This window comes from Streptomyces sp. 8L (assembly GCF_020176795.1).
In the GTDB taxonomy this organism is placed as follows: domain Bacteria; phylum Actinomycetota; class Actinomycetes; order Streptomycetales; family Streptomycetaceae; genus Streptomyces.
This window is the reverse complement of the sequence record NZ_JAIUKE010000365.1, coordinates 1-13188: the sequence shown is the minus strand read 5'-3', so window position 1 is coordinate 13188 and position 13188 is coordinate 1. Positions and strand designations below refer to the sequence as shown.

Annotated in this window: 18 protein-coding genes; 14 read left to right on the top strand and 4 right to left on the bottom strand. The window is 71.1% G+C overall.

The features are described from left to right. Positions 1–157 precede the first annotated feature (157 nt). Positions 158–508 carry a hypothetical protein gene (locus tag LCE31_RS26755; protein ID WP_225018561.1) on the top strand — a complete coding sequence of 117 codons (351 nt, stop codon included), beginning with the start codon at positions 158–160 and terminating at the stop codon, positions 506–508. Here the strand turns inward: LCE31_RS26755 and LCE31_RS26750 are convergent. Together LCE31_RS26750 and LCE31_RS26745 are read right to left on the bottom strand one after the other, a co-directional pair. Next, on the bottom strand, positions 495–1817 hold the full coding sequence (locus LCE31_RS26750; protein WP_225018559.1) for a hypothetical protein: 1323 nt from the start codon (positions 1815–1817) through the stop codon (positions 495–497). The two genes, LCE31_RS26755 and LCE31_RS26750, sit on opposite strands and share 14 nt — an antisense overlap. Positions 1818–2163: 346 nt before the next feature. Next, positions 2164–2301, bottom strand: a complete 138-nt coding sequence (locus tag LCE31_RS26745; protein WP_225018557.1) for a DLW-39 family protein — start codon at positions 2299–2301, stop codon at positions 2164–2166. A gap of 415 nt (positions 2302–2716) precedes the next feature. On the opposite strand from LCE31_RS26745, the gene LCE31_RS26740 reads away from it, so the two are divergent. From LCE31_RS26740 to LCE31_RS26690, 11 genes are all read left to right on the top strand, one after another. Beyond that, the gene (locus LCE31_RS26740; RefSeq protein WP_225018555.1) at positions 2717–3022 is read left to right on the top strand and encodes a gas vesicle protein GvpO; all 306 of its coding nucleotides are present in this window, start codon (positions 2717–2719) and stop codon (positions 3020–3022) included. Positions 3023–3203: 181 nt separating this feature from the next. Further along, positions 3204–3644, top strand: coding sequence for a gas vesicle structural protein GvpA (locus LCE31_RS26735; RefSeq protein WP_225018553.1), 441 nt, complete (start codon positions 3204–3206; stop codon positions 3642–3644). A 3-nt stretch (positions 3645–3647) separates the two neighbouring features. After that, entirely contained in the window at positions 3648–4361 is a 714-nt protein-coding gene (locus LCE31_RS26730) for a GvpL/GvpF family gas vesicle protein (RefSeq protein ID WP_225018551.1), read from the top strand. A gap of 364 nt (positions 4362–4725) precedes the next feature. Beyond that, positions 4726–4983: a gas vesicle protein GvpG gene (locus tag LCE31_RS26725; protein WP_225018549.1), complete on the top strand. Its 258-nt coding sequence runs from the start codon at positions 4726–4728 to the stop codon at positions 4981–4983. Between the two features lie 43 nt (positions 4984–5026). Continuing rightward, positions 5027–5773: a hypothetical protein gene (locus LCE31_RS26720; protein WP_225018546.1), complete on the top strand. Its 747-nt coding sequence runs from the start codon at positions 5027–5029 to the stop codon at positions 5771–5773. Then, positions 5766–6986 carry an SRPBCC family protein gene (locus tag LCE31_RS26715; protein ID WP_225018544.1) on the top strand — a complete coding sequence of 407 codons (1221 nt, stop codon included), beginning with the start codon at positions 5766–5768 and terminating at the stop codon, positions 6984–6986. Before LCE31_RS26720 ends, LCE31_RS26715 begins: the two co-directional genes overlap by 8 nt. Before the next feature lie 183 nt (positions 6987–7169). Further along, positions 7170–7856, top strand: a complete 687-nt coding sequence (locus tag LCE31_RS41325) for a gas vesicle protein (RefSeq protein ID WP_374118565.1) — start codon at positions 7170–7172, stop codon at positions 7854–7856. Next, entirely contained in the window at positions 7856–8656 is an 801-nt protein-coding gene (locus LCE31_RS26705) for a GvpL/GvpF family gas vesicle protein (protein ID WP_225018542.1), read from the top strand. Before LCE31_RS41325 ends, LCE31_RS26705 begins: the two co-directional genes overlap by 1 nt. Then, positions 8653–8901 carry a gas vesicle protein gene (locus LCE31_RS26700; protein ID WP_225018540.1) on the top strand — a complete coding sequence of 83 codons (249 nt, stop codon included), beginning with the start codon at positions 8653–8655 and terminating at the stop codon, positions 8899–8901. Before LCE31_RS26705 ends, LCE31_RS26700 begins: the two co-directional genes overlap by 4 nt. Then, entirely contained in the window at positions 8898–9323 is a 426-nt protein-coding gene (locus tag LCE31_RS26695) for a gas vesicle protein K (RefSeq protein ID WP_225018538.1), read from the top strand. The genes LCE31_RS26700 and LCE31_RS26695 overlap by 4 nt, the downstream gene beginning before the upstream one ends. Before the next feature lie 75 nt (positions 9324–9398). After that, complete coding sequence (locus LCE31_RS26690) at positions 9399–9845, top strand: hypothetical protein (RefSeq protein ID WP_225018534.1); 447 nt, start codon at positions 9399–9401, stop codon at positions 9843–9845. Positions 9846–10683: 838 nt separating this feature from the next. On the opposite strand, the gene LCE31_RS40575 is transcribed toward LCE31_RS26690, so the two are convergent. Further along, positions 10684–10806 (bottom strand): hypothetical protein, encoded by a 123-nt coding sequence (locus tag LCE31_RS40575; protein ID WP_263632329.1) that lies wholly within the window; start codon positions 10804–10806, stop codon positions 10684–10686. A gap of 328 nt (positions 10807–11134) precedes the next feature. Between LCE31_RS40575 and LCE31_RS26685 the strand changes: the two genes are divergently transcribed. Continuing rightward, entirely contained in the window at positions 11135–11608 is a 474-nt protein-coding gene (locus LCE31_RS26685) for a DUF4429 domain-containing protein (RefSeq protein ID WP_225018532.1), read from the top strand. Positions 11609–11666: 58 nt separating this feature from the next. Further along, on the top strand, positions 11667–11951 hold the full coding sequence (locus LCE31_RS26680; protein WP_225018530.1) for a hypothetical protein: 285 nt from the start codon (positions 11667–11669) through the stop codon (positions 11949–11951). A gap of 71 nt (positions 11952–12022) precedes the next feature. Here LCE31_RS26680 and LCE31_RS26675 read toward each other — a convergent pair whose 3' ends face one another. Continuing rightward, positions 12023–12301, bottom strand: coding sequence for a hypothetical protein (locus tag LCE31_RS26675; protein ID WP_225018528.1), 279 nt, complete (start codon positions 12299–12301; stop codon positions 12023–12025). Between the last annotated feature and the right edge of the window lie 887 nt (positions 12302–13188).

Here is a 13188-nt window from a genome sequence, read left to right as displayed (position 1 = left end):
CGTAGGGGCGCACGGGGGTGGTTAGCCCGCGGCCCCGGCCCCGGCGCCCGTCCCGGCGCGTGAGGCAGGCTTCGCGGGAGGGCCGGTGGGCGCGGGCGCGCCCGCGCCGGGTGGTCCTTCGCAGGCCGCCCGGGGCGTCGCCCCACCGCCGCCGAGCGTGCCGCCCGTTCCGCCGGCCCCGCCGCTGCCCGCGTACGCGCCCCCGGTCGCGCCACCCGCGGGCGATCCCCGGGCGCCCGCCGCCCTGCCGCACGCCGTCGCGGCGTCCCTCTCCGACACGGGCAGCTTCCACTTGCCGCCGCCTGTGCCCACCGCGCCGTCCGCGCCGCCCGCCGTCCAGCCGGACACGGCCACCCGCAGCGCGCAGCAGCCGCTCGCGGCCCGCGCGCCGGCGCGCGCCCCCGCGGCGGCGCGACGGCCGGGACCGCCCGTGGCGGTGGCCGTCCCGGTGCTGCTGCTCGCGTTCCTCTGCTTCGCCGTGGGGGTCTGGGCGCTCAGCGGGTCCTGACGGCGCGGCGCCGCGCGGCCAGCGTCCACCCGGCGAGCCCGAGGACGAGCACCGTACCCGCGCCGATGCCGGCGTACCCGACCAGGCGTCTCGTGCCCGGGTCGAAGGCCCTGTCTCCTCCGCCCGAGCGGGCCGGCGTCCCCGTCCCGCCGGCCGCCGGGTGACCGCCCTGCGTGGTGAACGGCCCGGGCGGGCCCGCGTAGGCGGGTGCGGCGCCGGGCTTCCCGGTCACGTCGAGGCGCAGCGTGATCCCGTACGGCCTGTCCCCGTACGCGGAGCCGACCTTCGGGTTCAGGCTGACCCGCACGTAGTACCAGCCCGCGAAGCGCATGTCGCGCACGCCGGAGCGGTAGGAGAAGCGGTTCTGGTAGGCCACGGGCGGCAACGGGTCGAGCGAGGTCGTCTTCTGCTGTCCGTCGTACAGCGGCGCGTTCGCGCTCTCCACGAACCCGAGGGCGGGGTTGAACAGCGACACCGCGAGCGCGCCGTCCACCAGCCCGAGCCCGCCGCGTCCGCCGGCCGAGGGCAGCGGCCCCGGCGCGCTCGCCAGGTCCACGCTGCCGAAGAGCTGCTGCCCCCAGTCCACCGGCACGCGGTAGAACAGCGTCTGCCCGGGCCTGATCCACGCCGTGTACGTGCCGCTCGCGCCGAGTGGCCCCGCGTCGTAGAAGCCCGTGCCGCCCTGCGCCTGCTCGGGGGCCCCGGTCCCCGGGGCGGGGGACGCGCTCGGCCAGCTCTCCGGCGGGGCCGTCGGACCCGCCTTCGTCAGCCCGGGTTCCGACACGTGCCGCAGTTCGAGGCCCCACGGGTCGGGCGACGAGGACGAGTCCCCGTCGCGCCGCACGACGACGTAGTAGGGGCCGGCCCCCGTGCAGGTGGAGGAGGGGCCGCCGACGGTGCGGTACGCGTACGCCGCCAGCGGTCTCGGGAAGTCGGTCGAGACGCCGAACTCCGACTGGTTCGAGCTGCACTCGCGGCCGTTCCTGTCCTGGAGGCTCACTTCGAGCTTGTCGCCGTACGCCACCTTCGTGCCCGGCTTCGGGACGGCGACGGCGGAGACGTACGCGCTGCTCGTGGCGTCCAGGTCGACACGGTAGTGGAGGGTGGAGTCCGGCTTGATCGTGTCGCGGTACGTGGCACCGGCGGCGAGCACGGGAGCGCCCGCGGTGCTCGCGGCGCCCGCCACGTTCCGGGCATCCGGGTCGAACGCGTACGGAGAGGACGCGGCCGACGGGGACGGGGACGCGGACGCGGATTCGGCGGGCGCCGCGGCCGTCGCCGCGACCAGCAGTCCGAGGACGCACAGCACGGCACCGGTGGCGGACCGCGCATCCCACGGCCGCCCCCCCCCCGGCCGTACGCCGCCTGTCCGTACGCCCCGAGCGCTCAGGACGGCCTGCCCGCTGCTTGCACCCCCCGCGCTCCGTACGCCCCGTGCGCTGTGAAGGAATTGACGACACGTCACACTGTTCCCCCTGCTGGTGGCTGGTGCCCGGTCCATCCTGCCCCGCCCGCCGTTCCCTGTCAGCGTCAGCGTCCCAGAGCCCGCTCGGGCCCGGTCCCGGCCCGGTCCCAGCCGGGTCCGCGCAGCACGAAGCCCCGGTCGCTTCGCGCGGCCGGGGCTCGTTCTTCAGGACTGTGTGGAGTTGCGTGCCTCAGGCGTCGGCTCCGGAAGACGGCACGGAGTCGGTCGCCTCCGTCCACAGATCCTGCTCGGCGCGATCCGCCTGGATCTGGCGGTACACGAGGAACCCGCCGATGGCGGCCAGTGCGACCAGGAGAAGCTTCTTCACCGCGCGACCTCGTCTTTCATTGACGTAGGGGACGTTCTCTTGCCGACTATACACACCGGCTGATACCGATCAGTGACCTGCTGGCGCACCGGACACCGGGCCCTTCGTCCCCCTTCGGCCCCGCCTTCCACCGCGCCTCGCGGGCCGTCTCGGACACCGTCTCCCACGCCGCCTCCGACGGCGCCCCCCGCCGGTTCCCTGACCGTATTCCACGCGCCGCGCGCACCGGACATCCGCAGCCCTGACACACATCACGCATAGGTCACCGAGCAAGGGGCACGCGGACCGTACGCAAAAAGCGCGAGCCCTTATCGGTCGGTGCGTCACACGTATCACTCTCTGTGCCGCGCATACGGATCGCACAGCGCGTGCCGGCACGGCGCGCACACATTTTCGCGACGCTACGGACAGGACCATGACGAATTCCGAGAGCGACAGCAGCCGGAACCGGAGTGACAGCAAACGGAAACGCATCGCGGCCCCCGAAGCGATGCGCCGCGCGGCAGAACAACTCTCCGGGCTGCTCGGCAGCGAACCGGATTCCGTGTCCGCCATCAAGAAGACGGACGACGGATGGACCGCGGCGGTCGAGGTCGTCGAGATCGAGCGGATTCCGGACACATCGAGTGTCATGGCGTCCTACCGCGTCGATCTGGACGGCGAGGGTGAACTGACCGGTTACGAAAGGGTTCAACGCTATCCGCGAGGCAGGGTCGACTGAGCCGCAGCGTTACATGGCCGCCGCCCCTTTTTCCACGTGCGGTCGCAGATGATGTACGCGCTGCACGCGACGTACGCGATTCCGGACGCGTCGGCGGAGACGTGGCAAACGCCTCGGCGAAGTACTCGAACGACTAGGAAGACGCCTCCGCGAACAACTCAGCAGAGAAAGGAAGAAGCGCGTGAGCATAGTGCAGCAATCCAACGCTCCCACCAGCGGGAGTGGTTCGGGCAATCTCTACGACGTCCTTGAACTGATCCTGGACCGCGGCCTCGTCATCGACGCCTTCGTCCGGGTCTCCCTGGTCGGCATCGAGATACTCAAGATCGATGTCCGTGTCGTCGTCGCGAGCGTGGACACCTATCTGCGCTTCGCCGAGGCGTGCAACAGGCTCGACCTGGAGTCCGGCCGCAACAAGCCCTCCGGGCTCACCGACCTCGTCGGGAACACCGTGGAGAGCGGAGCCAAAGGAAAAAGCAAAGGAGCGCTGACGGGAGCCGTGGAGGCGATCACCGACTCGCTCCAGAGCAGCGGTGACGACGACCGCGAGCGCGAACACGAGCGCGGCAGCAAGACGAGTTCGGCCGGCAGCCGCCGTACGACCCGCCGCCGGGAGGAGTAGTCCGTGTCCACGTACGTATACGCGATCACCGCGTCCGACCACCCCGTGCGGCTCGACGGGCTGAACGGGGTCGGCGAGCCCGCGTCGAAGATGCGCACCGTGCGGACCGAGGGGCTGACGGCCGTCGTCAGCGACGCGCCCGAGGACCTGCGGGCCAAGCGCAGGGACGTCGCCGCGCACCAGGCCGTACTGGAACGCCTGATGGCGGACGGCGCCGTGCTGCCCATGCGGTTCGGCCTGGTGGGCCCCGACGACGAGCAGGTGGCGGCGGCGCTCGACGGCAACCGCGCGAGCTACGAGGAGCGGCTCGCCGAGCTCGACGACTGCCTCGAATTCAATCTGAAGGTCTCGCGCGACGAGGACGATCTGCTGAGGGAGATCGTCCGGGAATCCGACGAGATCCAGGAGCTCAATGAGCTCACCCGCCAGAATCCGGACGCGCACAACGAGAAGGTGCGCCTCGGTGAGCTGATCACCGCGGAGGTCAAGGCCCGCCAGGAGCGCGACGCGCGGGAGATCACGGACCGGCTCGCCCCCGCCGCGCTGAACACCTCGGTCGGCGACGCGACGCAGGAAACCCTTCTGAATGTCTCGTTCCTCGTCAAGCGCGAGAAAGCAGCCGCTTTCTCCCAGGCCGTGCACGAGGAAGCGGGTCTGCACAGCGAGGCTTACACGATCCGGTTGAACGGTCCGCTTCCGCCGTACAGCTTCGTCTGACTACACGCTGTCCGACAAGACGCTGTCCGACTACACGCAGTTTCACCCGGCTACGCACGGCGCGCCCCGGAGCACGTCGGAGACGACCGGATGCATATGCGGGCGAAACCGTGGCAGGCGAAAGAAAAGACCGGAGAGAGCGGCCGGAGAGCGTGAGCGGTACACGCGGCGCCCCGGCCCGCCCGAGCCCTTTCCGGACAGGTCCGGCCGGCCCACCGCTCCGCCCCCGAGTGCACCGGAAGCCAAGGCCGCGGCCATAGCCACATCAGTGGCCATAGCCATAGCCACATCAAAGGCCGCAGCCGCGAAGGCAACGTGCGATCGGAAGCGACAGCCCTACGCGAGGGAAGGGAGAACGGAATTCATGGGACTCATCACACAGATCCTGACTCTCCCGGTCGCCCCGGTCCGCGGATTCACCTGGGTACTCGGACATGTGATGACCGCGGCGGAGCAGGAGTACTACGACCCCGGCCCGGTCCGCGGTCAATTGGCTGCGCTTGAGCAGGAGCTCCTCGCCGGCCGGATCTCGGAAGAGGAATTCGACCGGCGCGAGGACGAACTGCTCGACCAGCTGGAATTCATCCAACAAGAGCGCAGGCGACTCGGTCTTGATTCCTGACGCCGGACGGTCTCACTCATGGGGAGAACGAGGTGCGCGACAGATGACCAACACCAATTCGAAGATAGGGATGGCCCTCGTAGGGGGCTATCTGCTGGGACGTACGAAGAAGGCCAAGATGGCCATCGGCCTGGGGATGTTCCTGGCCGGCAAGAAGCTCAACCTCGACCCCAAGCAGCTGGGGTCCATGCTCGGCAACTCGCAGCTGCTCGGCGGTCTGAACGAGCAGGTGCGCAAGGAACTGCTCGAGACCACCAAGACGGCGGCGACCTCCGCGCTCACCAAGCGTATCGGCGGCTTCGCCGACTCCCTCCACGAGCGCACCCTGGACCTCGAAGGCGCTGACGACGACCGGGACGCGGGTGACGACCGCGACGCCGACGACGACCGCGACGCCCGTGACACGGACGACGACCACGACGAGGACGACCGGGACACCCGTAACGCCGAGGACGCCGACCGCGGCGCCGACGACAGCGCCGACGACGAGTCGGCTCCCGCGTCGCGGCAGGGCTCGCGCAGGTCCGCGGGCAGTGCCTCGAAGAGCGCGAAGAAGTCCACGCCGGGCAAGGTCTCGACCCCGCGCAAGACCGCGTCGAGCACCCGTACCCAGGTGTCGGGCAGTGCGCGGAAGACGGCTTCCGGCGGGGCGCGCAAGGCGGGGCCCGCGGCCTCGTCCACCCGTAAGAAGGCCACGTCGGGAGCGCGCAAGAGCACCTCCTCGGCGCGCAGGACCGCCTCGGGAACGACCCGGAAGGCCGGTAACCGGGAAGGCGGCGGCAATGGCTGACTCGACACTCGGCGACCTCCGCAAGGAGATCTCGGAAAGCCCCGCGGCGGACCGGCTGAAGGAAGAGCTGCGGAACTACGTGATGGCCAAGGCCACCCACACGGTGACGAACCTCGGCCAGCGGCTCGGCGAGGGCGCGGGCAAGCTCGCCGACCCCGCCGGCGGGCTCGCGGGCAGCCTGGCGAAGGGCGGACAGGCCCTCACGGAGGGCGGGTCCCCGGCCGACGCGATCAAGGCCGTTGGCAAGGACCAGCTGAAGAACACCCTGAAGGACAAGGTCAAGGGAGTGTTCGGCAAGGGCCGCAAGGGCGGCGGCGGCAAGTCCAAGTCCGTCACCATCAGCGAGGACATCGACGTCGGTGTGCCGGTGCGGGTGGCCTACGACCAGTGGACGCAGTTCCAGGAGTTCTCCACGTTCGCCAAGGGCGTGGTCAGCGTGGAGAAGGGCGACGACACCTCCAGCAACTGGAAGGTGAAGGTCGCCAAGTCCACGCGGAGCTGGAAGGCGAACGTCACCGAGCAGGTCCCCGACGAGCGCATCACGTGGACCACAGAGGGCGCCAAGGGGACCGTGAAGGGCGTCGTCACCTTCCACCCGATCACCGACAACCTCACGCGGGTGCTCATGGTCCTTGAGTACTTCCCGAAGGGGCTGTTCGAGAAGACCGGCAACATCTGGCGCGCGCAGGGCAGGCGGGCACGGCTCGATCTGAAGCTGTACCGCAAGTTCATCATGATGCGCGGCGAGGCCACCGACTCCTGGCGCGGCGAGATCCGCGACGGCGAGGTCGTGATGGACCACGACGAGGCGATGGAGCGCGAACAGGAGGAGCAGGAAGAGCAGGAGGAGCAAGAGGCGCAGGAGCAGGACACCGGAGACGGCCAGGAAGGCTCCGACGGCGCGGAAGGCCCCGAGGATTCGGAGGACGACGAGGCCTCGGAGGGCCCAGAAGACGCCGAGGGCTCCGAAGCCGACGAGGACGCCGAGGACGCCGGCGAGGACGACCGGTTCGAGGACGCCGAGGACGACGACCGCGCCTACGAGGACGAAGCCGACGACGAGGCCGAGGCCGAGGCCGAGGCCGACGACGTGGAGGCGGACGAGGCCGACGACGAGGCCGATCGGTACGACGACGAGGTGGACGAGCCAGAGGCGGACGAGGCCGACGACGACCGCGAGTACGCGGACGCGGGCCGCGCCGGCCGCCGGTGATGTGCCCGACGCGGCAGGGCCAGGTGACGTCGGTGGCCCCGGCGGCACCGGGCCCTGCTCGCCGCACAGGACCAGGCACGGGGACAGGCGCGGGAATCGCGACAGACACAGGCACAGGCACCGCGACAGGCACAGGCACAGAGATCAGGGCAGAACCCGGGGCAGGGACAGGGGTGAACTGACGTGTCCGACTCACTGGCAGGCCGCATGGGCGGCTCTCCTGTCGGGACCCCCTACGGGTCTCCGGCGCAGGGGAGTTCCGCCAACCTCGCGGACATCCTGGAGCGCGTCCTCGACAAGGGCGTGGTGATCGCGGGCGACATCCAGATCAACCTGCTCGACATCGAGCTGCTGACCATCAAACTGCGGCTGCTCGTCGCCTCCGTCGACAAGGCGAAGGAAATGGGCATCGACTGGTGGGAGCACGACCCGTCGCTGTCGTCCCGAGCCAGGGACGAGGGCCCGGGGCGCCAGATGTCGGCGGGGCACCGGGGCGGGCGCGCGCAGGCCGCCGTACCGGGTCCCGGCGGCGAGGAGCAGTCGGACGAGATCGCCCGGCTGCGTGCCGAGGTCGCGGAACTGCGTGCCGCCGCGGGGGGCGCGGCCCTGCCCCGGGGACGCGGCACCGAGGGCGGCGACCGGGCGCCGCAGCGCGAACCGGCCGGCGGCCGGGAGGCGGACCGGGAGCCTCGGACGGATTCGGTCCCGGAACCGGAGCGACCGCGCAAGCGCCCGCGCCCGCGCCGCGACACCGGAGACGATTCGAACCGTACGGAGCGTACGGAGCGTACGAGCCGTTCGGAGCGTGCGGACGGCGGAGCGCGCCGGGCCGGGCACGCTCCCGAGCAGGAGGACGGAGAGGAGCGCTGATGGCGGACGCCGACACCGTCACGTACCTGTACGCCGTGTGCCGTGCGGACGCCCCCGAGCCGCCGGCCGTGCCGTCCGCGCCGCCGCTGCGGCTCGTACGGGACGGCGGGCTCGCCGCGGTCGTGGCGTCCGTGCCCGCGGACGCGTTCGGCACGCGGGGACTTGAGGCGCGCCTGAACGACCTGGAACAGCTGGAGGCCCTCGCCCGCGCGCACAATGCCGTGGTGGACGCCGTTCATGCCCGTACGACGGTCCTGCCGATGCGGCTCGCCACCGTCCACCTGGACGACGCGCGCACGGCCGGTGTCCTGCGCGCGGGCGCCGAGGACTTCGGCCGACTCCTCGACTGGCTCGAAGGCCATGAGGAGTTGGGCGTCAAGGTCTACGCGACGCCGCAGCCGGCCGCGTCCGGCTCGGACTCCGGCACGGCGGGGGCGGGCGCGGCCGGGGACGAGAGCCCGGGCCGCGCGTACCTGCGCAGGCGCCAGGCGCAGCGCCGCAGCCACCGGGACGCGTACCGTACGGCCGGTGAGGTCGCGGCCCGGCTGCCGCAGGCGGTGTCCGCCCTCGCGCGGGCCCGCGCAGCGCACCGTCCCCAACAGGGCGAACTCGCCTCGCGAGTGGGCGAGAACATCGCCAACGAGGCCTACCTCGTGGCCCGGGACGATGTCGCGGAGTTCCGCGCCGCGGTCGCGTCGCTCGCGGCGGGCGTGCCGGGGGTGCACGTCGAGGTGACGGGCCCTTGGGCGCCGTACTCGTTCACGGCGCACTCGCGGACAGAGGAGGCGAGCGCCTCGTGACCGGCACACTGCCGGAGGTGCCCGGCGCGCCGGGCGCGGGGGCGCGGGGCTTCGAGGAGGAGGCGCTCGCGGGGCGCGAGATCGCGCTCATCGACCTGCTGGACCGGCTGCTCAACGGCGGCGCGGTCCTCACGGGCGACCTCGTGCTGTCGATCGCGGACGTCGACCTCGTCCACATCAACCTGCGCGCCGTGATCCGCTCGATCACCGGCGACGAACCGGCCCCCTGGGTGCGTGAACCATGAACGTGAACGACGACTTCGCGTCCGTCGCACAGGCGGCGGCCCGCGCCTTCGACCTCGCACCCGCGCCCCCGGGCGAGGACCGGGCGCCCGGTGCGGACGGGCCGGCGGGGCAGGAGCCCGGCGCGCGCGGCAAGGACGTGGCGCAACGGCTACGCACCGACCCCGAGACGGTGGAACGCGACCTGATCAAGCTGGTCCTGACGATCGTCGAGCTGCTGCGGCAGCTGATGGAGCGGACGGCGCTGCACCGCGTGGACCAGGGCGACCTGGACGAGAACCAGGAGGAGCGCATCGGTATGACGCTCATGATCCTGGAGGACCGGATGAGCGAGCTGTGCGAACGCTACGGGCTGACGATGGACGACCTGAACCTGGACCTCGGCCCGCTCGGGTCCCTGCTGCCGCACGGCCAGGACAGCTGAAAGCCGTGGGGCCCCTTACCCCTGGTAGGCCATCTCGCCTGGTTTCCCGCCGAGTTGTGCGGCAACACGCACACCATGACGACAGAAGAGAACAAGACGGGCAAGGGGACACGAACCGGCAGCGCCAACGGCACCGCGGCGCGCCGGACGGTTCAGGGCGCTGCGGGCCGCGCGAAGGAGGAGAGCGCGGGCTCGGCCCAGCGGGCCAAGGACTCCGCGACCGCCGCGGAGAAGGCCGCGGCGACGGGCACCACGGCGCTGGGCGCGGCGGCCTCGCACGCGGGCCGGTCCGCCGCCGCGGGCCTCGACTCCGGCCGCAAGGCGGCGGCTTCGCTCGGTACGAGCGTCACGTCGGGCGCCACGCTCGCGTGGACGGCCGTGAAGGATCGCAAGAGGATCGCGGCGGGCGCCGGCGCCGGTTTCGTCGGCCTGATGGGCGCGGCGTTCGCGGCCGGCAGGGCTACCGCGAAGTCGCACACGAAGGGCGGCCCCCTGACCCGCCTGACAAGCGGGCGCATCTGACCGTGCCACGGTCCGCGACCGGGCCGCCGAACAACACCCCACCCAGAGGGCCGGACGAGCCAACACCCGCCCGGCCCTCCGGCATGCCCCCTGCCCCGCCGTCGCACGCGGCCTTCGCTGCGGCGCGGCCGTACGCGGGAGGACAGGCCGTTGGCGCCGGAGTCGGACATGGTGAAGCCCATGGACGGCGGTGGGGTGGATCTCGGTTCGAACGACGGACCTGCACCGGCCCGCACGGTGCTCAGAGAAGCAGCGGGTCACCAATCCGTGTATGGCGCCCGGGGCCGGCAGCTCATCCCCACGGGCAGCGCCACGCGTGCCTCAAAGGCCCTTAGCCGCGTGGGAAGGACCGAGTCCGCATCCACGCAGCGGCACGTGCCGGGGCTGCGGCAGCTGGTGCACAGCGTGCCCGAAGGCGACACAGTCCTTGACCGGTGTGCGGGCCCCGGCACGAGCGGCGTCGCGGCTTGTCGACACCGAGGTCTCTGGCTGAATACGCGGCCGCTCGCGAGCGGCTCACCACGACGACCGACGCCCTCGGCGCGTCGCCTCTGACGCCTGTGACCTGCGTGTTTGCCCGATACGAGAACTCTGAAGCTCAAGATAATTCGGAATCAGGGCCAGTTTTAATCGGGACCAGTTTCAAGGAAGCGATCCGGTTCAAAACTGGTATGTTTTATGTGTCATCAAGTCAGCTTGATGACACACGAGAGAGGGCCCGCCACCGGCGGCTACCGGCGACAGGCCCATCCCGCAGTTCACGAGCCCGGTCGTCCTGCTGAGGACCGGGCTCGCTGCGCATGCGCAGCATCCCCCGACCGGGTCGTGCATGGGTCGCTCAGTGCTGAGCGAACTGCTCCATGAGGGCGATGGCCGCGATCACGAAGCTTCCGCAGCCGAGTACGACCTGCCACCTCTCGGGGCTGGTCCACGGCTTTCGCGGGCCACGCGACTTCAGCATCTCCCTCACCTCACCTTCTCCCATGTCCAGGCGCCGATCGGCGCCTGGTGGGCGTGATGAGCTCCACCCCCGTAGAGCAACGCTGGGGAGGAAGCGAGGTGTTGTTATCTTACGGGCACCACAACGCGTGGGCGGCAGCAATGACCCGTGAGCCACATGTAGCTGGCCCTCCTCGCGTCCTCCCGCTGATGAGTCGTCATTCGCCTGCCAAGTCCCGCGTGCCCGGACGCAGACGACAGAAGGCCCGCCCTAGGTGGGCCTTCTGTCGTTCCCCTCCCGGCCCCGAGCCCGCCGTGTCACGATGCCCTTCTACCAAGGGGGGTAGCTCATGCTCGAAGTGAAGGGCACCGGCGGGCAGATCCAGTTCGACGGCGAGTACGTCACCATCCTGCGCAAGGGTTTCCTGGCAAGGGCCACCGTCGGCAAGGGCGAGAAGCGGCTCCACATCTCGCAGATCAGCGCCGTGCAGTGGAAGCCCGCCGGTCCGCTCGTCAACGGCTTCATCCAGTTCAGCGTCCCGGGTGGCAACGAACGGCGGAGTGCCTTCGGCAGCCAGTCCAAGAGCGCCGCGAACGACGAGAACAGCGTCGTCTTCACCAGGCAGCAGCAACCGCCGTTCGAGGAGCTGCGCGCGGCGCTGGACAAGGCGATCGCGCAACAGCACACCGCACCGGCGGCCGTCGCAGCCGCCGCGCCCGCGTCGATGGCCGACGAGCTGACGAAGCTTGCCGGGCTCCGCGACGCCGGCGTCATCACCCCGGACGACTTCGAGGCGGGGAAGCGCAAGCTCCTCGGCCTCTGAGCCGCTGCCGGCCAGGCCCGGCCGACGGCTCCTCGGCCGGGCCTCGGGACGCCCGGAGGTGACCGTGGCCAAGGCAGGCCCGATCACCGAGGAGGAGCGGCACGTCGTCCGCCAGCTGGACGGTGAAGGCTGGACGCGACACGTGATGGCCCGGCATTCGCACCGCTCCGGCCGGACCGTCAGCAACATCGTCGCCGCCCTGGGCCCAGTTTCGAACGATCGCGATGGCCACGGCAGCGACCGGGGCCCGCTGCACAGATCTCGCCGCGCGACACGGGGAATCCGCAACGTCGGTCAATCGGCGGGTTTCCTTGGCTGGCGGTCCGTTGCTGTCCGGCGTTGATCGCCGTTGTCCGCGCCTGTTGGTGTCGGCTGCTGGTGTCAGAGTCCCACGGGCGGCTTGACATCAGGCGCCTATGCGCTCGTGAGGTCTACCCACACCCATGGTGCGTGGTGCCAGGAACGCAATTCCGCCACGATCAACTCCACCGTCGATCCCACCGCCGGTAGAGCGTCGGCTATTCGCCCGACTCCCAGCTCACTGCCACGGCGGATGACGTCGAGCGACGCGCCAACCGGCTCGTAGCCGTTGATCTCCGCCGTCAGGCCCCAAGGTTGGTGGCTGGTGATGGTTGCTTGGACGCGGTCACCTGCGTGGATATCTCTGAGCGGACGCCTCGGTTCGTCGGGCATGGGCCCATGGAACACCCAGCATGCTTGCTGGGTCTATCCACAGTCGGCTCTTCCGGAAGTGGTGCGGCCAGCCTTCCACCTGGGCCCGCCCTTCGGCGCACCTCTGCGACCTGCGCTGATGCTGTTGGCCTCTGTCGTCGTTTGTCAACGCTGCTCTGCCTCGCACGGCCCCAGGACGGCCCGGCTCCTCATCGACTCGTTCCGCCTCGGGCAGGTTGCCATCTTCGGGGTTCTCGCCGGAAGCGGTCCCCGGTCCTGGGCAAGGTGGTGCCGCGTCGTCCCCGTTTGCTCGCCGGTATTGGTCCGGTTCGGCGCCGCGGGGTGGTTGGTGGCAGGTGGAGACGGGGTGTCGGGTGGTGGGGATGCTGCTCTCGGAGTCCGGGGGCGTTGTTGGCAGGGGAAAGCGTGAAGCGGGGCACCCTGCGGCTACCTGTGGTGGCGCGGGGCCGGGGCCGGGCGGTGCGGGCCGGAGGCACGAGCGGCGCCCGAGTCCGCGCCGGTCCGCGTGGCGGGCCGGCGGGGTGTGCTCCGTAGCGGCGGCGCACCCGGAGCGGATTGGCCCGCCCGCCGGATGCCCGCCCGGGCAAGAGCCCCCACCGCGCCCGAACACCCACGCCTCGCGAAGGCCAACCACCGCCCCGCAGACGGCCCGTGAGCGGCTCCGGGTCCATCGCTGCCACTCGGGAGCTCCCGCGCTCTCACGCACTTCCCGTGGGCTCTGGGCGTCGTGTGCCGCGCGCTGGTGGAAGACGCTCGGGCCAGGGCCGTACGGCAGCTCGTGGAGCCAGGCAAAGGGCGTGAACGCGTCGCAGCCGAGTTGGAGCGGCTGGACACTCTTCTCCGCCCCTGGTCCTCAAAGCCATCAGGGCCGGCGCCCCCACCCGCCC